The following is a 21,420-nucleotide window of genomic DNA, read 5'->3' as shown; positions in this document are numbered from 1 at the left end:
GGTCACACCCCCCGCTGCGCGGCCGGCGTGACGCGCGCCAGCACCAGGTTGACGACGAGATTGAAGGCGACCACCAGCGCGATCGACACCACCAGCACCCCCTGCACGCCCGGTACGTCACCGGCCTGCGCGGAGTCGTTGGCGAACCGCCCGAAGCCCTGCAGCCCGAAGATCCACTCGGTGACCACCGAGGCGCCGACCAGGGCCGGGAACTTCAGACCGAGGGTGGCGAGCACCGGGCCCAGGCCGTTGCGCAGCACGTGCACGAAGAAGATCCGCCGCGGGCTCAACCCGCGTACGACCGCGCCCGTCACGTAGTTCTCCCGGTAAGCGGCGACGAGACTGGAACGCAGTTGGCGCGCGACGTCGGCGACGACGTCGAGGCTCAGCGCCAGCGCGGGCAGCGTGATGTGCGCGAGCCACGGCCCGAGGCCCTGCCCCGCCGGGACGTACCCGGCGGAGGGGAACAGGTGCAGCTGTACGGCCAGTACGGCGACCAGCACGATGCCGACCACGAAAGCGGGCATCACCGAGATCACCGTGACGAACCCGGTGACCGCCCGGTCCACCCACGTGGTGCGGCGCAGTGCCGCGAGGGTGCCGAGCGCGAAGCCCACCACCACGCCGATCACCAGCGCGAACGTCGCGACGGAGAGACTGACGCCCAGGCCGAGGCCGATGAGCGTGGAGATGTCGGCGCCGTTGGTCCAGCTGGCGCCGAGCTGCCCGTGCAGAACACCGCCGATCCAGTCCCCGTACTGGACCAGGAACGGGCGGTCCAGGCCCCACTGCGCCTCGACCCGGGCGATCGCCTCGGGGGTGGCCTCCTCGCCCAGCTGGATCCGGGCGGGGCTGAGCCCGCTCAGCGAGCGCAGCGCGAACGTCACGAACGTCGCCACCAGGAACACGGGTACGAAGATCACGACCGAGCGGGCGAGGATGCCCAGGACCCGGCCCGGCGTCCGGGAGACCGTCACGGGGTCGCCCCCTCGCCGCCGATGGTCACGCCGGTCCAGTCGATGTGCGCGGGGTTCTTCGGCAGGTCGGAGACCGACTTGCTCTTGGCGACGAGGTTGGGCGAGGAGTACGTGAAGACCAGGGCCCTGCTCTGCAGCCCGGCCCGTGTCGCCGCCCGCAGCACCTCGGGGTACGCGGGTGCGTCCAGCGGGGTCTCCCGCACCTTGGCGACCGCCGCCTCGAAGCCCTCCGGCTCGTAGGGGGAGCTGAGGTTGAGCGGCCCGTCGGGTCCGAAGTGGGCGGTGAGCGTCTGGACCGCGGAGTCCCGTCCGGTGGTGCTGTAGAGCGAGAACGTGAGGTCCTTGGCGAAGAACGGCGTCGCCCAGTTCTTGTCGATCCTGATGTCGACGGTGATGCCCACCTTCGCCAGCTGCGACTGCACGATCTCGGCCTGCGGGTCCTCCTGCGGAATGACCAGGTCGAGCTTGATGTCACCGGCCCGGTAGCCGGCCTCGGCGAGCAGCTTCCTCGACTTGGCGGGGTCGTAGGGGTAGGCGTCCTCGGACTGGGGGTCGTAGGCCACATACCCCTTCGGGAAGGGCTGGTTGGTCGCCTCGCCGTAGCCGAAGGTCAGTTTGTCGACGAACTCCTGGCGGTTGACGGCGTGTCGGACGGCGTCGACGACCCTGTCGTCGTCGAAGGGAGCCTTGTTGACGTTCAGGCTGATGTTGGAGGCGTTGAAGCCGGGCTGGACGAAGACGTCCAGTCCGGCCTTCTTCGCGGCGTCCGCCTGGCTGGGATCGATGTCGGCGAAGTTGTACACGCCGGTCTGCAGGCCGGAGACGACCGTGGCGGCGTCGGGTGCGGAGGTGAGTTCTACGTTGTCGATGTGGATGTTCTCCGCGTCCCAGTAGTCCGGGTTCTTCCTCAGCACCGCCTTGGTGCCGGGGACGATCTGGGTGACGGTGAACGGTCCGGCGCCGACCGGGTGCTGGTCCAGCTTCTCCGGGGCGGCGGCCGCCTTCGGGCTCGCGATCTGCAGGACGCGCTGGCCGAGCAACTGGGGTATCTGGTAGTCGACTTGATTGAGGTGGACGATGGCGTCCAGACCCTCGGCCGTCACCGACTCGATCGACGTCAGGTCGCCGAAGAGGGCCGAGTTCTTCTGCTTCTGGGCCCGTTCGACGGCGGCCTTGACGGCGGCGCCGTTCACGGGTTCCCCGTCGCTGAACTTCAGCCCGGGACGCAGGTGGAAGGTGATCCGGTCGCCCTTGTCGTTGTACTCCCAGCTCTTCGCGAGATCCGGGACGGCCTTTCCGGTGGCGTCGGTGCGGGTCAACGAGGCGTACACCAGGGAGAGTTCACGGAACTGGGCACCACTGCCGCCGACCACGGGGTCCCAGTGGGCGGGGAAGTAGGTGGAGGTCCACTTGAGGGTGGCGGCACCGCCCGCCGAGGCCGCGTCACCGGCGCACGCGCTGAGGGCCGGGACGAACACGGTGGCGAGGGCGGCGCCGAGTGCGGTGGCACGCAGTCGGCCGGAGCGGCGCTGGGGTCCGGGGCGGCGGGGCGTGAGTCGTCCGGGCATCTCGTACTTTCTGTGACGGTCCCCGGCCGGGTCCGGACAGGCCGGGGCGCGGCTACGGGGCAAGGGGCGGTCACCCGGGCATCCCTGACCTGGGTTCAGGCATGCCGGTGCGACGGGAAGGGGGTGGCGCGCGGCGGGACGTTCCGCGGGCGGAGTCCCGGGCAGCGGAGGCAGGAGGGAGGGAAGCGGACGGCGAAGGGCCGGGGAGCGGGCGGCGGGGCCGGCCGCGCCGAGCGGCGGCGGGCCTTGCCGGACCGGAAGGTCAGGCGCCGCCGGGCCGGTCGCGGCGGTCGGTCAGCGACAGAGAGCGCTACAGGTGCGCCGCAGGTCCACGTAGCGGCACACCACGGCGGGGTGCGTCGTGAGCATGGTGCACATCCTGGGGGCAGCCATGAGCACCTGTCAATGGACACCTATTGGTGTCTCATTGGGCGGGACGGGCTTCCTCGCAGATCAGAGCGGTGTCACCGGGCGGCGGGGGAGCGGGGGCGGGTCGCCGGATGGGTCGCCGCCTCCTCCGGGTGGAGCCACAGCGGCCCGTTGCCCGTCTCGACCCGGACCGCCCACCCGGGAAGATCCCGGCCGTCCGTCAGCAACTCCACCTCGGGCCGGGTCAGGGTCCGCAGCCGCCGCAACGCCTCCGCCGGCGACAACAGCGCGGGCGGTACCGGCATCGTCGTTCCCATCTCGCCGACGGCGCTCTCGTACGCCTCGCAGGGGCGCAGCCCCGGCACCACTCGATGGCCGTCCGGGCCCCGGACCAGCACCGTCGGCAACGCGTACCGGTAACCGCCGTCCCCGGTCTGCTTGGCGGCCCCGGGGTGCGGCGAGCCGCCCGGCGCCGCCCGTGCCTCGGGCACCGGCCGGCGCGCCTCGTCCCGGTCGGCCCGCACCCGCTCCCGTACGGCGTCGGACAGCGCGTCCGCGGACAGCCGGGCCAGGTCCAGGCCCGGGATCCCCGCTGCCGCGGCGAGCGCCAGTTCATGGGTGTCGGCCGGTTCGCCGAGGACGAAGACCGTCTCCCGAAGCCTGCGCAGCACCCGCTCGGCGACGTCCGTCCCCTGTGCCTGAGCGGCCTTGGCGACGAGCGAGGCGGGCCACGAACTCGCCGCCACCCGGCGCAGCCGTGCCGCCCTGGGGGCGCCGGTGTGCCGGGTGACGTCCTCGACGTACCGGGCGTACCACGCGGTCTCCGCCGCGGGGTCGGGGGCGGGGTCGTCGTCCTCGTCGAAGAGGATGCCGAACACCCGGCGCCACCGGACCCCGGCGGGCAGAGCGGCGCGCAGCCGGCGGAGGGCGGGCTCGGAGCCCCAGGCCCAGGGGCACAGCGGATCGGTGTACTCGACCACCTCCGTCGTCCCCGCGGCCGCCGCGGGCGACCCGCCCGGCGCGGTCGTCACGCGGCGCCCCGGCCGGCCGGTGCCTCGCCCGCCAGGGACGGCGCGTCCTGCGAAGGCAGCAGGGAGGCCAGCGTCACCGCGCCCAGGACCGCCGCCGCGTCCGCCTCGACGCGGCGCCACACGCCGGGCAGCCCCGAGGCGGCACCGGGATAGCGCAGCGCCGCCACGGCCTCCCCCCGAAGGGTGAGCAACTCGCCGTCCACGACGCGGGAGACGTCCAGCAGCGTGATCTCGTCGGCGGGCCGGCCGAGCCAGTAGCCGCCCTCGCAGCCGCGCTGACTGCGGACGAGCCCGGCCCTGCGCAACTCGCCCACGACGGACTTCAGGAAACGGAACGGGATCCGCTGCGCGGAGGCGATGGCCTCGCAGGTCAACGGGCGGGCGGGTTCGCGGGCCAGTTCCAGCAGGGCCCGCGCGGCGTAGTCCGCCTTCGCGGAGATATGCATGCGCCCATGATGCCCGACGGGGTCGGCGCAGTACGGGCCCGCACCGGCCTTGCTGCCGTGTTGCGGGAACATTGCCGCAGGTGAACGCCAATGGACACCTCTTGACATCTTTTCCGGCGGGCTTCTAGCGTCCCCGCCATGAGCGAGCCGCTGACTGCCCCGGGCGAGGGCTTCCACCCCCACCTCCACGACACCCCCGGACCTTCGGTCACGCCCCTGCGCAGCCGTCTGCACCACATCCGTGCGGACGCCCTGGACGGTGACACGGCGCAGACCGGCGGGATGCGCCGGTTCGCGGCCGTCAGCGGGCGGGCGGTGGGCTCCGAGAAACTGTGGATGGGCCAGACCCACGTCGCCCCCTCGACCTCCTCGTCCGACCACCACCACGGGGAGTCGGAGACCGCCATCTACGTGGTCAGCGGCCACCCCGAGTTCGTGTTCCTGGACGACTCGGGAGAGAGCCCGGAGGAGGTACGGCTGCGCACCTCCCCCGGCGACTACGTCTTCGTCCCTCCGTACGTCCCGCACCGGGAGGAGAACCCCGACCCCGCCGACGAGGCGGTGGTGGTGATCGCCCGCAGCACGCAGGAGGCGATCGTGGTCAACCTGCCCGGCCTGTACGCGCTCCCGGTGCGGGAGGAGGACTGACCCGGCCGAGCCGGAGTCAGGCCTTGTCCTGCATGGACTGCCGGGCCGGGTTGCGCTGCTCGGCCGCCTTGAAGTCCTTCTCGCCCGCCTTCGCCCGCACCCCCTTCGCGATGCGCTCGCCGATGGTCCGGTCGATGTTCGACCAGTACTCGAAGGCCCGCTGGAGCACGGGTTCGGTCACCTCGTTGAGCAGGTGGTCCACCACGTTGTCGACCAGCCGGTCCCGGGCCGCGTCGTCCATCACCTCGCGCACCAGGGTGCCCGGCTGGCCCCAGTCGTCGTCCTCGGCGTGACTGACGTAGGCGGTGCGGGTGATGGCACCGTCCGTCTCCCAGCTGGGCGGCGTGCCGTAGTGCTCGGTGTCGGCGGCCGGACCCCCCTTGGAGTTCGGCGCGTAGACCGGGTCGGTCGTCTTCCGGTAGGCCATCGCACCGTCCTTGGAGTAGGTGCGGACGTCGACGACCGGGGCGTTCACGGGCAGCTGCTGGTAGTTCGCGCCGATCCGGTAGCGGTGGGCGTCGGCGTAGGAGAAGAGCCGGGCCAGCAGCATGCGGTCCGGGCTCGGGCCGATGCCCGGGACCAGGTTGTTGGGCTGGAAGGCCGCCTGCTCGATCTCGGCGTGGTTGTCCGTCGGGTTCCGGTCCAGCGTCATGCGGCCGACCGGGATGAGGGGGTAGTCGCCGTGCGGCCACACCTTCGTCAGGTCGAACGGGTTGAACCGGTAGCCCGCGGCCTCCTCGTACGGCATGACCTGCACGTGCAGCGTCCAGCTCGGGAAGTCGCCGTCACGGATGTGCTCGAAGAGGTCCCGCATGTGGTAGTCGGTGTCGGCCGCGGCCATCTGGTCGGCCTCGTGCTGGGTGAAGAACTCGATGCCCTGGTCCGTCTTGAAGTGGTACTTCACCCAGAAGCGCTCACCGGAGGCGTTGATCCACATGTAGGTGTGGGAGGTGTAGCCGTTCATGTGGCGCCAGGTGCGCGGGATGCCGCGGTCCCCCATCAGCCAGGTGACCTGGTGCGCGGACTCCGGCGAGAGGGTCCAGAAGTCCCACTGCATGTCGTGGTCGCGCAGATTGCTGTCCGCCCGGCGCTTCTGCGACCGGATGAAATGCTGGAACTTCATCGGGTCCTTGACGAAGAACACCGGCGTGTTGTTGCCGACCATGTCGTAGTTGCCCTGGCTGGTGTAGAACTTCACCGCGAAACCGCGCGGGTCGCGCCAGGTGTCCGGGCTGCCGCGCTCGCCCGCGACGGTCGAGAAGCGGGCGACCAGCTCGGTGCGCGTGCCCGGCTGGAAGACGGCCGCCTTGGTGTAGGCGCTCACGTCGTGCGTCACTTCGAAGTGGCCGAAGGCACCGCTGCCCTTGGCGTGCGGCTGGCGCTCGGGGATGCGCTCCCGGTTGAACTGCGCCATCTGTTCGATGAGATAGGCGTCCTGGAGGAGGACCGGACCCGCCGGGCCCGCGGTGAGCGAATGTTCGTCGCTCTCCGCCGGTGCGCCGGAGTCCGTGGTGGTGGCAGGCGGGGTGTCCGTCATGAGACTGCCTTTCGTCGGGGAGTGGCTGACGCCCAGGGGCCGCGCGGCACGCACGTGGGGTACGAGGCCCGCTCCGACCTGCCCGGCGAAGCGGTCCCGCCGATGCCCGAACCCTGCCCGGAGCCCCGGCCCACACGGTCCCCGCAGCACGCGTGCCCGGGAGCGGCCGCGCCAATCCGGTCCGCGTGCGGCCACCGGCCGGACCGGACGGAGCGCGGGCGGAACCCGTCGGCCCGTGGACCGTGCCGCCTCCCGGTCGCCGTGCCGCGTCCCGGCTTCCGTGCCGCGTCCCGGGGCGGGGACGCACCGCGTGCTCGCCCATCCGTCCAGGACCCTCCGGAGCGCCGTCGTCCGTATCAGTCTCCGCCGCCGCCCGGCCCTCGCAAGCGGAACGAGCCGCGGGGGGAGGGGCCCGAGGCCCCGAGGCGGCGGCGGGCGGGGGACGGCCTTGGCGGCCGGGGACTCGCGTGCTCGGCCCCGGCCCGCCCCGGCTAACCGGACGGCTGGGCGCGCAGCACCCGGCGCACGGCGGCGCGCAGCCAGTGGTGCGCGCCGTCGGAGGTGTGCCGGGGGTGCCAGGCCATGCCGATGGTCACGGGCGGCAGCGGCAACGGGATGTCGAGGAGGCGCAGTCCGAGGACGGACGCCTGCTCGGTCAGGGGGCTCGGCGAGGTGCCGGCGTCGGTGTCGGCACCGGTGCCGTTGTCGGTGTCGGCTGACGTCGCGGGGACCAGCGCGACCACGTTCGTGCGGGCCGCGAGGGACAGTGCGGCCAGATGCCCCGGGAGGACGACGGCGACCCGACGGCTGAGGCCGTGCTCGGCGAGCGCGGTGTCGACGGGACCGTCGAACCGCCCGCGGCGGCTGACCGCGACGTGCTCGGCGGCGGCGAAGCGCGCCGGGGTCAGGGGCCCCTCGGTGAGCGGGTGACCGGGACGGACGGCCGCCGTCATCCGCAGGGTGACCAGTTCCTCGACCCGGGTCTCGGGATCCACGTGGTCGATCGCCCCGACCTCCAGGTCCACCCGGCCGTCGCGCAGGGCCGGACCGGCCTCCAGCTCCTCGGCCCGGAACCGCAGCGAGATCCCCGGTGCCTCCTGCCCGGCCAGCGTCAGCAGACCGCCGGCCAGGGCGGCGCCGACCAGGTCGGCCGTCTGGAGGGTGAAGGTGCTGCGCAGCGTGGCCGGGTCGACACCGGGGGCCGGGGTCAGCAGCGCGCCGAGCCGGCGTACGACCGTGGCGGCCTCGTCCCGCAGGGCCAGCGCCCTCGGTGTCGGCACCATGGCCTGCCCGGCCCGCACCAGCAGGGGGTCCTGGAGGATGCGGCGGAGGCGGCCCAGGGTCCGGCTCATGGCCGCCGGCGAGGTGTGCAGACGGGCGGCGGCCCGGGTGACGCTCTGCTCGGCCAGCAGCGCGTCGAGCGCCACGGCGAGGTTGGCGTCGATGACCGGCGGGACCGGTTCTGTGCTGTTCACCAGTGTTATTCCGTTCCAGACAACAATCCCTTGCTGAAGTTCCCATTGTGGCAACACCCGGTGGCTTCCCAGGATGAGGGCGTACCGATCCGGCACGACCCACGAGGTTTTCATGATCGTCATCACTGCTCCCACCGGGAACATCGGGCGGCGCCTGCTGCCCCTGCTCCTGGAGTCCGCCCCCGCCCACGGCGAGCGACTGCGCGTGATCGTGCGCGACCCCGCACGCCTGGCCGCTCCGGTGCGCGAGCGCGTCGAGGTGGTCACCGGCTCGCACGGCGACCCCGCGGTCGTCGACCGGGCCTTCGACGGCGCCGACGCCGTCTTCTGGCTCGTCCCGCCGGACTCGTCCCGTACTCCGGACGACGCCTACCGGCGTTTCTCCCTGCCCGCCGCGCAGGCGCTCGCCGTGCACGGTGTCGGCCATGTCGTCGGTGTCTCCGCCCTCGGCCGCGGCACCCCGGTCGCGGGCCGCGCCGGACTCGTCACGGCGTCCCTCGCCGTGGACGACCTCATCGCGGAGACCGGCGTCGCCTACCGGGCCCTGGCCAACCCGTCGTTCTTCGAGAACCTCCTGGAGGAGGCCGACTCGATCCGGGAGCACGGCTGCTTCACCGACGTCCTCGACGCCGACCGCAAGGCGCCCCTGGTGGCCGTCGCCGACATCGCCGCCGTGGCCGCCGGTCTGCTGCTCGACCGGTCCTGGTCCGGCACCGGGAGCGTGCCGGTGCTCGGCCCGCGGGACCTGTCGCCCAACGACCTGGCCCGCATCATGACCGAGCAGCTCGGCCGCCCCGTCCGCTACGAACGCCAGACCTTCGACGACCTGCGCACCACCCTGGTCGGCTACGGCCTCGACAAGGACTTCGTGGACGGCATCGTCGACATGAAACGGGCCAAGGACGACGGCCTCGACGCGGGCGTCCCGCGCACCCCGGAGACGGCCACCCCGACCACCTTCGAGGACTGGGTCGCCCAGACCCTCAAGCCCGCGGTCCTTTCCTGAACACCCGACCAGAACAACAGGGAGCAACCATGTCCGACCAGACGCCCGCCCCGGTCACCGCCTTCATGCTCGTCAAGACCACGCCCGAGTGGCTCGCCCTGACCGTCGAGGAGCGGGTGCACGCCCTGACCACGGAGGTCGTCCCCGTCATCGAGGCCCGGACCACCGGCGTCCGGTCACGCTTCTACGACACGGAGTTCTACTCCGCCCGGGTCACCGACGTCTGGGTCTGGGAGGCCGTCGACCACCACGCCTACCAGCTGCTCGTCGACGCCCTGCGGGAAACGCCCTTCTGGGACCGCTACTTCGAGGTCGTCGACCTCCTCGTCGGCACCGAGAACGGCTACGCCCGCACCTACGGAGTCGACGCGGTGACCACCATCTCCACCTGAGCGCTCACGCTCCCGGGGGCCGCACCGGCGGCGGCCCCCGGCGGCGCGGCGGAGGTTCAGTGCGCCGGCTCCCAGTAGGTGCCGTACCTGCGGGCCAGCTCGGTCGCCTCGGCCGGCGTGAGGTGGCGCACCGGCCGGTCGCCCAGGAGCAGGTGCAGCGCGGAGGCCTCCTCGACCTCGACGGCCGCCTCCGCCGCCGCGCGCAGGGACGTGCCCGCCACGACCGGGCCGTGGTTCTGCAGCAGCGCGGCACGGCACGGGAAGGCGAGCCCTTCCAGCTCCGCGGCCTGCGCCGGGTCGCCGGGCGGGGCGTAGGGGAGCAGCGGTATCTGCCCGACCCGCATGACGAAGTACGGGGTGAGCGGCGGCAGCGCGCTGCGCTCGGACCAGGGCTGTCGGCAGGAGGCGGCGGCGGCGTGCCTGGAGTGCAGGTGGACGACGGCGCGGGTGGCCCGCTCGCGCCGGTAGAAGGCCAGGTGGAGCGGGTACTCCTTGGACGGTGCCGGTCCGTCGAGACGGTTGCCGTCCAGGTCGAGCACCGACAGGTTCCCGGGGTCCAGCGCGCCGAGATCCGTGCCCGTCGGGCTGACCAGGATGCGGTCGCCGTCCCGCACGCTGACGTTGCCCGAGGAGCCGGGGCTCAGTCCGAGCCCGGCCAAGTGGGCCGCCGCCGCGACGAGTTCCTGTGCGAGGGCGGTCATACGAGCTGCTCCCATGCTTGCGTGAAGATGTCGGTGCCGCCGAAGTTCCCCGACTTGAGGGCGAGATCGACGGTGTGGGTGGCGCCGGACGGGCGCACCTCGGTGCTCGCCCAGGCCACCCCCGGGGCGATGGGCGCGCCGATGGCGAGCGTGCGGGCGCGCAGTGCCGTGACGACCGCCCCCGACGTCTCGCCGCCCGCCACCAGCAGCCGCCGTGCCCCGGCGTCCACCAGTGCCCCGGCGCAGGCCGCGAGCGCTCTCTCCACCAGACTCGACGCCGGCTCCGCGCCGGCCGGGGTGTCGGTCTCGACGTCCTCGGGCGCCGCGACGGCGTAGATCAGGGGCGGCCGGGCCGGATCGTGCGCCCACCGCTCGCACACGAAGCCGGTCAGCTCGGCCACGGCGGCGTCGAAGTCGGCGCGGAGCCGGCTCAGGTCGACCCGCCGGTGCGGCAGCCGTCCCAGCGCGTGGGCGACCTGGGCCCGGGTCGCGGCGGAGGCACTGCCCGCCAGGACGACCCCGGGATCCCCCGGGCGGGACGCGGGGCGTGCGCGCGCCTGGTCCGGATGCGGGCCGGTCAGCCCCACGGCGAGTCCGGCCGCGCCGGTCACCAGGCCGAAGTCCTCGGTCGCGGCGGCGATGGTGCGCAGGTCCTCGTCGTCGACGGCGTCCACGACCGTCAGCGCGTCGGCGTGGGCCTCGTCGTCCAGGGCCGCGCGGAGGCGGGCCGCGCCGGCCCGGACCGTGTCCAGGCCGACACGGGTGACCGGGTGCCGGGTCTGCGGCCGCAGCAGCCGGTCGACGCGGGAGTCGAGCATCGGGGTGAGCGGGTGGTGGCGCATGGGGCTCTCGTCGAGCAGGTCGTCGTGGACGAAGAGCCGCCCCCGGTACACGGTCCGGCCGGTCGCCGGGAAGGACGGGACCACCACCGTGCGCCGCTCGCCGGTCTCCGCCAGCAGTGCGTCGGCGACCGGCCCGATGTTGCCCCGGGGTGTGGAGTCGAAGGTCGAGCAGTACTTGAAGTAGAAGCGCCGGCAGCCGATCGCCCGCAGCGCGCGCAGCGCCCGGCGTGACTCCGCCACCGCCTCCGGCACGGGAGCCGTTCTCGACTTCAGCGCCACCACGACGGCGTCCGCGGCCGCCCACCGGCCTTGCGCGTCCGGCTCCGTGGGGGAGGTGACCGCGTCGGCGCCGACCGCGACCACGGTCCGGAAACCGCGGGCGACCAGCATCGTCGCAAGATCGGTCGCGCCGGTGAAATCGTCTGCGATGGCCCCGAGGGTCGGCATCAAGTGCTCCTGCGTTGCTGTCCGGGTTCCTGGTGCGGCCGACGGCCACCCGTGATGATCTGTGAAATTATGTTACCAGACTTTACGCAGATGGGATCTGGTGATACACGTTGTTCATTCGCTGCTTCTGGAACGCGCGTCCCCCGGCACACCGTCGCCCCGTCGACCGCGCGAGAAGCCCCTGACACCACCTTGCGCGCTCATTCAGGAGGGCCTCATGAACCTGCATCACTTGTTCGCCGACAGCGGCGGCCGGACGGTGCGGTACGCACTGACCGGGGCCGGCGGCGGATTCGCGCGCACCCTCCTGGCCCAGAGCCGCCGCATGCCCGGCCTCGTCCCGGCCGTGCTGTGCGACCGCGACCTGACCGGGCTGCGCACGATGCTGGACGACCTCGGACACGACCCCGGGCAGCCGGCCGAGTGCCACGACGCGGCGGCCGTGGCGGACACGGTCGCGCGCGGCGGCATCGCCCTCGTCGCCGACGCGGCGCTGCTGACCGCGGCCCCCTGGGACATCCTGGTGGAGGCGACCGGCAGCCCCGCGGACGGCCTCGCCATGGCCGAGGCGGCCCTCGCCGCCGACCGCCATGTCGCGATGGTCAGCAAGGAGGTCGACTCCGTCGCCGGGCTGCACCTCGCCGACCTCGCCGCCGCCCGGGGCCTCGTCTACACCACGGCCGACGGCGACCAGCCCGCCAACCTCATCGGCCTGGTCACCTGGGCCGAGCTGCTCGGCCTCGACATCGTGGCGATCGGCAAGTCCACCGAGTACGACCTCGTCCACGACCCGGAGGCCGGCACCGTCACGCAGCTGGACACCACGGTGCCCGCGCCGGCCCTCTCCGGGCTCCTCGAACTCGGCGACGACGTGCGCGCCACCCTCGACGCCCGCGCGGCGGCCGTGGCCGACCTGCCCACCGGCGCCACCGCGGACTACTGCGAGATGGCCGTCGTCGCCAACAACACGGGCTTTCGCCCGGACACGGAACGCCTGCACTACCCCGTCGCCCGCATCGCCGAACTCGCCGACATCTACCGCCCCCGTGAGGACGGCGGCGTGCTGGGCCGCGACGGAGCCGTGGACGTCTTCAGCGCGCTGCGCCTGCCCGGCGAGGCGTCCTTCGCGGGCGGCGTCTTCGTCGTCGTCCGCACCGACGACCCGGTGACCTGGGAGACGCTGCGCGAGAAGGGCCACGTCCTCAGCAAGGACGGCCGGTACGCCGCGATCTACCTGCCGTACCACCTCATGGGCGTCGAGACCCCGGTGAGCCTGCTCTCGGCGGTACTGCACCACCGCCCCTCCGGCGGCACCGACCCCCGCTCGTACGCCGTGCTCGCGGGCCGTGCCCGGACGGACCTGCCCGCCGGGACCGCGCTTGCGATGGGCGGCCACCACCACGACGTCACCGGCGTGCAGGCCGTGCTGCTGCGCGGCGAGGACGCACCCGACGACGTCGCACCCCTCTACCTCGCCGCCCACGCCACCCTGGCCCGGCCGGTGGCCGCCGGTGAACTGCTCCGGGTGGCCGACCTGGCCGACCCGGACCCCGGCCTGCTGCGCGCCTGGCGGGCCGGACGTGCCGCGCGCGGCTGCCCCGACGGCACGGAAGGAAAGCCCGCCGCATGAGCACCGACCTCCAGCACCTCCTCCTCGGTGCCGCCGCCGTCGTGGTCCTGGTCCTGCTGATCACCAAGACCAAGCTGCACCCGTTCCTGGCCCTCGCCCTGTCCGCGCTCGGGCTCGGCATCGCGTCCGGCATCGCTCCGGTGCGGGCGGTCGAGGCCTTCCAGGACGGGTTCGGCGACACCCTCGGCGGCAGCGGTCCCACCATCGGCCTCGGCACCCTGCTGGGCGGCATCCTGCTCGGCTCCGGCGGCGCCGACCGCATCGCCACCGTGTTCATCGGCTCCCGGCCCGTCAAGTGGATCCCGGCGTCCATCACCGCCGCCGCGCTGCTGATCGGCATGCCGCACCTGTTCGACGTCAGCTTCGTCATGCTGGTGCCGCTGGTGTACACCGTCGCCAAGCGCAGCAACACCCACCTGCTGTGGGTCGGTCTGCCGATGGCCGCCGGACTGTACGTGTCGCACGGACTGCTGCCGCCGCACCCCTCACCGACCCTGGCCGTCTCCGCGTACGGCGCCAACACCGGCCTCACCATCCTGTGGGGCCTGATCATCGGCATCCCGATGGCCGTGCTCACCGGTCCCGTGCTGACCCGGATCGTCAGCCGCTGGTTCGGCCCCGCGCCCGACCTCGACCGCGGCCCGGTCCAGTCCGTCAGCACCGAGCCCGAACACCGCCGCAAGCCGGCCTCCTTCACCCTCGCGCTCATCACCGTGCTGCTCCCGCCGGGCCTCATGCTCATCGGCACCCTGGGCACGGCCAACACGGCCGAGGGCACGCTGCCGTACCAGTTCTTCGACGCCTGCAACTCCTCCGTGCTGTCCCTGCTGGCGGCCGTGGTCTTCGCCTTCTTCGCGCTCGGTGTGCGGTCCGGCTTCGGCCTCGGCCAGCTGCAGAAGATGGCGTCCAAGGGACTCGCCCCGGTCGGCGCGATCATCCTGATCCTGGGCGCGGGCGGCGGTTTCAAGGCGATGCTCACGGAGACCGGGATCGACCAGCTCATCTCCGACTACGCCGTCGACTGGGCGATACCCCCGCTGCTGCTGGGCTGGCTGGTCGCCGCCCTGCTGCGGATCTGCCTCGGCTCGGCGACCGTCGCCACCGCCGCGGCGACCGCCATCGTCGCCCCGCTGCTCAGCGCCTCGCCCGGCACCTCGCCGGAACTGATGGTGCTGGCCACCGCCTCGGGAGCGGTGATGCTCTCGCACGTCAACGACTCCGGGTTCTGGCTGTTCAAGGAGTACTTCCAGCTGTCGGTGGCACAGACCTTCCGCACCTGGACCCTGATGCTGTCCCTCCAGTCGCTCCTCAGCCTCGGCGGCGTACTGCTGCTCAGCACCGTCGTGCACGGCTGACAAGTCCCGCCGGTGACGGTCCCCGGCCGTCACCGGCATGATCATCGGCTAACGTCAACCCGGTCGAAGGGAGACCAGACCATGACCTCGGACGGCGAGCAGCCCCCGCTCATCCCCGACCAGCGCCGTGAACAGCTGCTGAAGCACCTCCGGCGCGACGGGGTGCTCAGCGTGCAGCAGATCACCCGGCTGCTCGGCGTCTCCCACATGACGGTGCGACGCGACATCGCCGAACTGGAACGGGGCGGCCTGGTCTTCTCCGTCCCGGGCGGGGTGCGCATCGCCAGCACCATCAGCACCGAACCGGGCTTCCTCGACAAGTCCGAGGTCGAGCAGCCCCAGAAGCGGGCGATGGCCGCCGAGGCCGCCCGCCTGGTCCAGGACGGCATGACCGTCTACCTCGACGCGGGCACCACCCTGCTCGCCATGGCGCCCGCCCTCGCCCGGCTGCCGCACCTCACCGTGGTCACCAACGACTTCACCACCATCGGCCGGCTGATGGACGCCGAGAACCTGGAACTGGTGCACGTCGGCGGCCGGGTCGACGTCTCCAACCGCTCCAGCGTCGGCCGCCTCGCCGCGGACACCCTGCGGCAACTCGCCCTGGACATCGCCTTCATCAGCACCAGCTCCTGGGACCTGCTGCGCGGCACCACCACCCCCTCGGAGCCCAAGGTCGACGTGAAACAGGCGGCCATGGCCTCGGCCGCGCACTCCGTCCTGGTGGCCGGCTCCTCCAAGTACGGCACCTTCGGCCGCTACCGCGTGGCACCGCTGACGGCCTTCGACACCATCGTCACGGACACCGACCTCACCGACGCCGCGGCCGAGGGCATCCGGGCCGGCGGCTCCTCCCTGGTCCTGGCCCGCCCCTGACCCGGGAGCCGTCCACCGGGCCCGTGAACGGCCGGCCGGACCGGGTGGAGCAGGCCGCCGACGGCGGTGAGAAACTGACGGTCCCCCCGTTGCCCACCGGAGAACACCCATGAACCACGTCGCCGACCCGAGCCGCTACGACGGCACCATGCACTACCGCCGCACCGGACGCTCCGGGCTCGACCTGCCCGCACTCTCGCTCGGCTACTGGCACAACTTCGGCGACGACAAGCCGTTCGAGACCCAGCGGCGGATCGCCCTGCGCGCCTTCGACCTGGGCATCACCCACCACGACCTCGCCAACAACTACGGCCCGCCCTACGGGTCCGCCGAGACCAACTTCGGCCGGATCATGCGGCAGGACCTGGCGCCGTACCGCGACGAGATGGTGATCTCCACCAAGGCCGGATGGGACATGTGGCCCGGCCCCTACGGCCAGGGCGGCGGCTCCCGCAAGTACCTGCTGGCCTCCCTCGACCAGTCCCTGAAGCGGACCGGACTCGACTACGTCGACATCTTCTACTCCCACCGCCTGGACGCCTCCACCCCGCTGGAGGAGACCATGACCGCGCTCGACACGGCGGTGCGGCAGGGCAAGGCCCTCTACGTCGGCATCTCCTCCTACGACGCCGAGCGCTCCCGGCAGGCCGCGGCGATCCTCCGCGACCTCGGCACTCCGCTGCTCATCCACCAGCCGTCGTACAACATGCTCAACCGGTGGATCGAGACCGAGGGCCTGCTGGACGCGGCCGCCGAGGAGGGCTTCGGCGTCATCGGCTTCACCGCGCTCGCCCAGGGGCTGCTGACCGGCCGCTACCTCGACGGCGTGCCCGAGGGGTCCCGCGCCACCCAGGGCAAGTCCTTCGCGACCGACTGGCTCACCGAGGACACCGTCCGGCGGCTGCGCGCCCTGAACGACATCGCCGCCCGCCGGGGCCAGAGCCTGGCGCAGATGGCGCTCGCCTGGGCGCTGCGCGACCCGCGCGTCACCTCGCTGGTGATCGGTGCCTCCCGGCCCGAGCAGCTGGACGAGAACGTGGCCGCCCTGGCCAACCTCTCCTTCGACGACGGGGAACTCGCCGAGATCGACAAGTACGCCGTCGTCGACGGCGACGTCGACCTGTGGCGGCAGGCCCGCACCGGTGACCTCGGCTGAGGTGTCCCCACCCGGGGGGTGCTCAGTACCCGCCGGTGATGTGCAGCATCCGGGGCGGCTGCCCGGCGGGTTCGGGCAGCCGCAGCGGCTCCCGCCCGGGTGTGATGCTGCCGAGCAGTGCCGCCCGGCGCGCGCCGGTGCCCGAAGGGATCGCGCCGGGCAGGCCGTTGACGGTCAGGAAGCCCAGCAGGGCGAAGGCCAGCGCCTCCTTGGCGTCGGACGGCAGCCCGAGCGCGTCGCTGGAGCCGAGGTCCACCCCGGGCAGCTCCTCGGCGAGCATGCCCATCAGCACCGGATTGTGCGCACCGCCGCCGGACACCACGAGCCGGGTGACGCCGTGCGCGCGGCAGGCGTCGGCCACCGTGACGGCGGTGAGCCTGGCCAGGGTCGCCAGCACGTCGTCGGGTTCCGCGACGGGCGCCGCCGCGAGCGCCTGGAGCAGGTACGGCAGGTGGAACCGCTCCTTGCCGGTGCTCTTCGGCGCACCCCTGGCGTAATAGGGGTCGTCCAGCAGCACCCGCAGCAGCGCCGGATCGACCCGGCCCGCCCCGGCCCGGCGTCCGCCCTCGTCGTACTGGGCCGCGCCGTCGGTGAAGTGCCGTACGGCGGCGTCCAGCAGGGCGTTGGCGGGCCCGGTGTCGAAGGCGAGCGGCTCCGCTCCGGGGGCGACGACGGTGACGTTGGCGATCCCGCCCAGGTTGAGGGCGGCGGGGACGCCGGGCAGCGCGGCCAGGGCCAGCGCGTCGGTCATGGCCACCAGCGGCGCCCCCTGACCGCCGGCCGCGACATCCCCGCTGCGCAGGTCGGAGACCACGGGCAGACCGGTCGCCTCGGCGATCCAGGCGGGCCGGCCGAGCTGGAGGGTGCCGCGCACGGTGCCGTCCTCGACCCAGTGGTACATGGTCTGCCCGTGCGAGACCACCAGATCGGCGGCACCCCCGCACAGCTCGCGCACGGCCCGCACGGCCACCTCGGCGAAGGCCTGCCCGACGCCGGTGTCGAGCCGGGCGACGTCCCGGAGCGTCGCCGCCGCGGGCGGCAGACTGCCCGCGATCAGGTCGCGCAGCTCGTCCGGGTAGGGGGCGGAGAGATGGCCCAGCGGGCGCATCACCAGGGCCTCACCCCGGAGTTCGAGGTCGGCGGCGGCCGCCTCGACGGCGTCGTAGGACGTGCCTGACATCAGGCCGATCACACGCACGGTGCACTCCTGCGAAGGGTTGAGCGGGCCGGGACCGGATCAGTTCCGTCCGGCCGTCGTGGTCAACTGGTCGGGTCCGGCGCCCGGCTCCTCGTCGGCCGCCGCGCCCGCGGCGGACTCCGGCGCCCGGTGGAACAGGCTCAGCACACCGCCGACGAGCAGGGTGATCAGTACGCCGATGGGCACCAGCCACTGGGCCGCGATCGCCTGGGACACCGTGGTCCCGCCCGTGGTCACGTCGATCTTCACCCCGCGCACGATGTACGTCATCACCCCGATGGTGACCAGGAAGGCCACGATCGAGTCGGCCTCGTTGGCCCGTTTGACCAGCCGCCCCAGCAGGAACGCGCCGAGCAGCGCGCCGTAGGTGTAGCCCGCGATGGTCAGACCGGTCAGGTACACGTTGCCCGTGCTCGCGCTGAACGCGCAGGCGAAGACGGCCATCAGCGTCGCCCACACCAGCGTCATCCAGCGGGCGAGCCTCAGCAGCGCCTCCTCGGAGGGGGTGGTGCGGAAGAAGCTGTGGATGATGTCGGCGACCGTCGAGTTCGACATGGAGTTCAGCGCCGAGGACAGCGAGCCCATCGCGGCGCCCAGGATGCCGGCCACCAGCAGGCCCGAGACGACCACGGGCAGCCCGTGCAGGATGAACTCGGGGTACAGGTTGTCCGAGCTGGACAGCCCCAGCTCGGAGAAGGACTTGCCCTCGTTGTAGGACCACAGCAGCGCGCCGACGAGGGAGAAGGCGGCGAACTGGATGGTGACGAAGACACCCGAGGCGATCATGGCCTTCTGGCCCTCGCGCAGCGTCCTCGTCGCCAGCACGCGCTGGACGATCAGCTGGTCGGAGCCGTGCGAGGCCATGGCGAAGATGGCACCGCCGATGATGGCCGTGGGCAGGGCGAACGGGCTGGTGAGGATGTGGGCGAGGTTGAAATCGGTGTCGAAGAGCGTGAACTTCCCGGCGTCGAGGGCGCGCGCGTAGCCGTCACCGCCGACGTGGGCGGAGAGCACCGCCACGGCGAGGACCGCGCCGCCGAGGTAGAGGACCATCTGGATGGCGTCGGTCCAGATGACCGCCTTGATGCCGCCCAGGTAGGTGTAGACGACGGTGATCAGCGTGATGACGATGATGATCACGCGGTAGCTCGCGTGCACACCGAACTCGTCGAGCAGCAGCTTGATCGGGATGGCGGAGGCGAACAGCCGCACCCCCTCGGCCAGGAGCCGGGTGAACACGAAGGTCACCGAGGCGAGGCCCTGCAGCTTCAGCCCGAACCGGTCGCCCAGGTACTGGTAGGCGCTGACGAACCCGCCGCGCTTGTAGAGGGGGATCAGCACGGTGGCCACCACGACGCGTCCGACCACGTAGCCCAGGGCCAGTTCGACGTTGCCGAATCCCTGGCCGCTGTAGGCGCCGCCGGGCACGCTGATCACGGTCAGCACGCTGGTCTCGGTGGCGACGACGGAGAAGGAGACCGTCCACCACGGCATGTGGCCTTCACCGACGAAGTAGTCCTTCGCCGACTTCTGCCGGCCTGCCTTCCGCAGGCCGATCCAGGCGATCCCGATCAGATAGACCACGATCACCACGAGGTCGAGCTGGCGCACGCTTGCTCCTAGGCACTGGCCGGTGGGGTCGCCGGCGCGGGGGGAGGGGGACTGGCGGTCGTCCGGCGGACGCGGACGACGAGAGAGGCATGAGGGGTGGTGCGGTCCAGCGTCAGCAGGCGGGCCCCGTCGAGGGGGTCGCCGAGCGGCGGTATGAGCCGCACGGCGGGCCCGGAGCCGGAGCCGGTGACGGCGGCGGTCAGCGGCGCCATCAGGGCCGGGCCGAGACCGGTCAGGCCACCGGTGACGGCCAACGGCAGCGGGTCGCCGCCCGCGCTGATCCGGCCGGCCGCCGCGAGCGCGGTCTCGGCCAGGTCCGCGGCCGCGTCCCGGACGATCGCCGCGGCCACGGCGTCCCCCGCGTCGGCGGCGCGGGCCACCTCGGGGGCGAACGAGGCGGCCGTACGGGCGGGATTGCCGTCCCGTCCGACGGTCGCAGGGAGCCGTTCGAGGTCGCCGAAGAGGCCGGCGGCCGCGTCCAGCAGGGCGGTGGCCGGGCCCCGTCCGTCGTGGGCCCGCAGGGCGGCGCGCAGTCCGGCGGTGCCGATCCGGGCGCCGCCGCCGTCGTCGCCGAGCAGGGGACCCCACCCGTCGACGCGCGCGTACGTCCCGTCGGCGCCGATGCCGACCGCGACCGCTCCGGTGCCGATGGCCAGCACCACGCCCGCCCGGCCGCCGAGCGCACCGGCGTGGGCGGTGACGGCGTCGCTGGTGACGGCGGCCTCTCCGACGGGCAGGTCCTCCAGGAGGGCAGCCACCAGGGAGCGGGCCGCGGCAGGGGCGGAAGCCGCTCCGGCGGCCCCCACGAGGACCGCGTCGGGCCGGGCGGCGTCCGGCAGCTCCCGAAGCAGCGGCCCGACGGCGGCGCGCACGGCCGCGCGGGCCGCCGCCACCCCGTCGGGCGCCGCCAGACCGGGAGCGCCGGCCACCGAACTGACGGCCCGTGACGAGTCGGCGCTGTTCCACAGGATGGCGCGGCAACCGGTCTTCCCGAGATCTACCGCCACTACTGAAGTCATACGGTCTGCCCTTTGCCCGAGGGGACCCGGCACGTCGAGAGCCACCGGGTCGTCGGTGACCGGCGCGGATCGCCGTCCGAGTATGGGAAGGCCGCACTCCGGATGTCAATAAGTAACGTCACGATGCTCGATGCGTAACTTTTTGACCCCCTCGGGTCACCCGCTTACCCTGTGTGCACCACATCCAGGAGGGGCCATGGTCCGCCAGTCCTCGTCCCGCGTGCCGGAGCCGTCCGCGCAGGACGCCCCGCTCGCCGACATCCTCACGCGCGTCCGCGCCGCCCGGCCCTCCCTGGCCCCCTCGGAACGCCGGGTGGCCGACGCGGTCCTCGCCGACCCGGGGCAGGTCGCGGAGCTGTCCATCCACGCGCTGGCGGAGCGGGCCAGCACCTCGGCGGCCACCGTGATGCGGTTCTGCCGCACCGTCGGCACGGGCAACTACCCCCAGCTGCGCCTGGCGCTGGCCGCCGCCGCGGCGCGGGAGCACGCGCTGGGCGGCGAGCGGGCGGCACACGGCGGCACCGACATCAGCCCGACGGACTCGTTGGACCGGATAGTCAGCAAGATCATCTACAACGAGGTCCGGGCCCTTCAGGACTCGGGCGCCGGACTCGACGTGGACGCGCTGGGCCGGGCGGTCGACGCGGTGGCCCGGGCCCGCCGGGTCGACATCTTCGGGGTGGGGGCCAGCGCCTTCGTCGGCCAGGACCTGCACCAGAAGCTCCACCGCATAGGCCAGATGGCCTTCATCTGGAGCGACCGGCACGCGGCGCTCACCGCGACGGCCCTGCTGGGGCCAGGCGACGTGGCCCTGGCCGTCTCCCACTCCGGCGAGACCGAGGACACCACCGAGCCCCTCCAGGCCGCGGCCGAACGCGGAGCCACCACCATCGCCCTGACCAACGACCCGGGCTCCACGCTCGCCACCAGCGCCGACCTCGTCCTGACCACCTGCGCGCGGGAGACGCCGTTCCGCTCCGGCGCGACCGTCAGCCGCATCGCCCAACTGGCCGTCATCGACTGCCTCTTCGTCGGCGTCGCCCAGCGCTCCTACGACGCCGCGACCACCGCGCTGGAGGAGACCTACGGAGCCGTCCAGCGCCGTCGGCGCCCCGCGCGCCGCACCGGGTGACGGC

At 72.9% G+C, this 21,420-nt stretch carries 19 protein-coding genes; 8 read left to right on the top strand and 11 right to left on the bottom strand.

Annotated elements, in window-relative coordinates; translation table 11 throughout:
* Positions 1–2: 2 nt before the first annotated feature.
* From K7854_RS16215 to K7854_RS16200, 4 genes are all read right to left on the bottom strand, one after another.
* The gene (locus K7854_RS16215) at positions 3–977 is read right to left on the bottom strand and encodes an ABC transporter permease (protein WP_226027213.1); all 975 of its coding nucleotides are present in this window, start codon (positions 975–977) and stop codon (positions 3–5) included.
* Complete coding sequence (locus K7854_RS16210; RefSeq protein ID WP_226027212.1) at positions 974–2,545, bottom strand: ABC transporter substrate-binding protein; 1,572 nt, start codon at positions 2,543–2,545, stop codon at positions 974–976. Before K7854_RS16210 ends, K7854_RS16215 begins: the two co-directional genes overlap by 4 nt.
* 464 nt (positions 2,546–3,009) lie before the next feature.
* Positions 3,010–3,945, bottom strand: coding sequence for a DsbA family oxidoreductase (locus K7854_RS16205; RefSeq protein WP_226027211.1), 936 nt, complete (start codon positions 3,943–3,945; stop codon positions 3,010–3,012).
* On the bottom strand, positions 3,942–4,391 hold the full coding sequence (locus tag K7854_RS16200) for an RrF2 family transcriptional regulator (protein ID WP_226027210.1): 450 nt from the start codon (positions 4,389–4,391) through the stop codon (positions 3,942–3,944). The genes K7854_RS16205 and K7854_RS16200 overlap by 4 nt, the downstream gene beginning before the upstream one ends.
* 138 nt (positions 4,392–4,529) lie before the next feature.
* On the opposite strand from K7854_RS16200, the gene K7854_RS16195 reads away from it, so the two are divergent.
* Positions 4,530–5,039: a cupin domain-containing protein gene (locus K7854_RS16195; RefSeq protein WP_226027209.1), complete on the top strand. Its 510-nt coding sequence runs from the start codon at positions 4,530–4,532 to the stop codon at positions 5,037–5,039.
* Between the two features lie 16 nt (positions 5,040–5,055).
* Here the strand turns inward: K7854_RS16195 and K7854_RS16190 are convergent, their stop codons facing one another.
* Positions 5,056–6,576, bottom strand: a complete 1,521-nt coding sequence (locus tag K7854_RS16190) for a catalase (RefSeq protein WP_226027208.1) — start codon at positions 6,574–6,576, stop codon at positions 5,056–5,058.
* A gap of 491 nt (positions 6,577–7,067) precedes the next feature.
* Positions 7,068–8,060: a LysR family transcriptional regulator gene (locus K7854_RS16185; protein ID WP_372481039.1), complete on the bottom strand. Its 993-nt coding sequence runs from the start codon at positions 8,058–8,060 to the stop codon at positions 7,068–7,070.
* A 103-nt stretch (positions 8,061–8,163) separates the two neighbouring features.
* Here K7854_RS16185 and K7854_RS16180 point away from each other — a divergent pair, with 103 nt between their 5' ends.
* Together K7854_RS16180 and K7854_RS16175 are read left to right on the top strand one after the other, a co-directional pair.
* Positions 8,164–9,057, top strand: coding sequence for an NAD(P)H-binding protein (locus K7854_RS16180; RefSeq protein ID WP_226027206.1), 894 nt, complete (start codon positions 8,164–8,166; stop codon positions 9,055–9,057).
* Positions 9,058–9,086: 29 nt separating this feature from the next.
* Positions 9,087–9,449: a darcynin family protein gene (locus K7854_RS16175; RefSeq protein WP_226027205.1), complete on the top strand. Its 363-nt coding sequence runs from the start codon at positions 9,087–9,089 to the stop codon at positions 9,447–9,449.
* A gap of 56 nt (positions 9,450–9,505) precedes the next feature.
* Here the strand turns inward: K7854_RS16175 and K7854_RS16170 are convergent, their stop codons facing one another.
* Both K7854_RS16170 and otnK read right to left on the bottom strand, forming a co-directional pair.
* Positions 9,506–10,150: a class II aldolase/adducin family protein gene (locus K7854_RS16170; RefSeq protein WP_226027204.1), complete on the bottom strand. Its 645-nt coding sequence runs from the start codon at positions 10,148–10,150 to the stop codon at positions 9,506–9,508.
* Entirely contained in the window at positions 10,147–11,439 is a 1,293-nt protein-coding gene (gene otnK, locus K7854_RS16165) for a 3-oxo-tetronate kinase (RefSeq protein ID WP_226027203.1), read from the bottom strand. The genes K7854_RS16170 and otnK overlap by 4 nt, the downstream gene beginning before the upstream one ends.
* Before the next feature lie 217 nt (positions 11,440–11,656).
* Here otnK and K7854_RS16160 point away from each other — a divergent pair, with 217 nt between their 5' ends.
* The 4 genes from K7854_RS16160 (at position 11,657) to mgrA (ending at position 16,456) form a co-directional block, all read left to right on the top strand.
* Positions 11,657–13,069, top strand: coding sequence for a homoserine dehydrogenase (locus K7854_RS16160; RefSeq protein ID WP_226027202.1), 1,413 nt, complete (start codon positions 11,657–11,659; stop codon positions 13,067–13,069).
* Positions 13,066–14,424: a GntT/GntP/DsdX family permease gene (locus K7854_RS16155; RefSeq protein WP_226027201.1), complete on the top strand. Its 1,359-nt coding sequence runs from the start codon at positions 13,066–13,068 to the stop codon at positions 14,422–14,424. The genes K7854_RS16160 and K7854_RS16155 overlap by 4 nt, the downstream gene beginning before the upstream one ends.
* Before the next feature lie 81 nt (positions 14,425–14,505).
* Positions 14,506–15,300, top strand: coding sequence for a DeoR/GlpR family DNA-binding transcription regulator (locus K7854_RS16150; RefSeq protein WP_030400431.1), 795 nt, complete (start codon positions 14,506–14,508; stop codon positions 15,298–15,300).
* Positions 15,301–15,409: 109 nt separating this feature from the next.
* A complete protein-coding gene (gene mgrA / locus K7854_RS16145; RefSeq protein WP_226027200.1) occupies positions 15,410–16,456 on the top strand; it encodes an L-glyceraldehyde 3-phosphate reductase in 1,047 nt (348 codons plus the stop codon).
* A gap of 22 nt (positions 16,457–16,478) precedes the next feature.
* Here the strand turns inward: mgrA and K7854_RS16140 are convergent, their stop codons facing one another.
* From K7854_RS16140 to K7854_RS16130, 3 genes are read right to left on the bottom strand one after another with little or no spacing between them, the layout of a single operon-like run.
* Entirely contained in the window at positions 16,479–17,654 is a 1,176-nt protein-coding gene (locus tag K7854_RS16140; RefSeq protein ID WP_226027199.1) for an anhydro-N-acetylmuramic acid kinase, read from the bottom strand.
* Between the two features lie 39 nt (positions 17,655–17,693).
* Entirely contained in the window at positions 17,694–19,265 is a 1,572-nt protein-coding gene (locus K7854_RS16135; protein ID WP_226027198.1) for a sodium:solute symporter, read from the bottom strand.
* 8 nt (positions 19,266–19,273) lie between these two features.
* Entirely contained in the window at positions 19,274–20,272 is a 999-nt protein-coding gene (locus K7854_RS16130; protein WP_226027197.1) for a BadF/BadG/BcrA/BcrD ATPase family protein, read from the bottom strand.
* Positions 20,273–20,480: 208 nt separating this feature from the next.
* Here K7854_RS16130 and K7854_RS16125 point away from each other — a divergent pair, with 208 nt between their 5' ends.
* Positions 20,481–21,416, top strand: a complete 936-nt coding sequence (locus K7854_RS16125; protein ID WP_226027196.1) for a MurR/RpiR family transcriptional regulator — start codon at positions 20,481–20,483, stop codon at positions 21,414–21,416.
* Positions 21,417–21,420 lie beyond the last annotated feature (4 nt).

The organism is Streptomyces hyderabadensis, from assembly GCF_020404845.1.
Taxonomy (GTDB): Bacteria; Actinomycetota; Actinomycetes; order Streptomycetales; family Streptomycetaceae; genus Streptomyces; species Streptomyces hyderabadensis.
The sequence above is the reverse complement of the archived record's forward strand: the minus strand, read 5'-3'. Positions and strand labels throughout refer to the sequence as shown.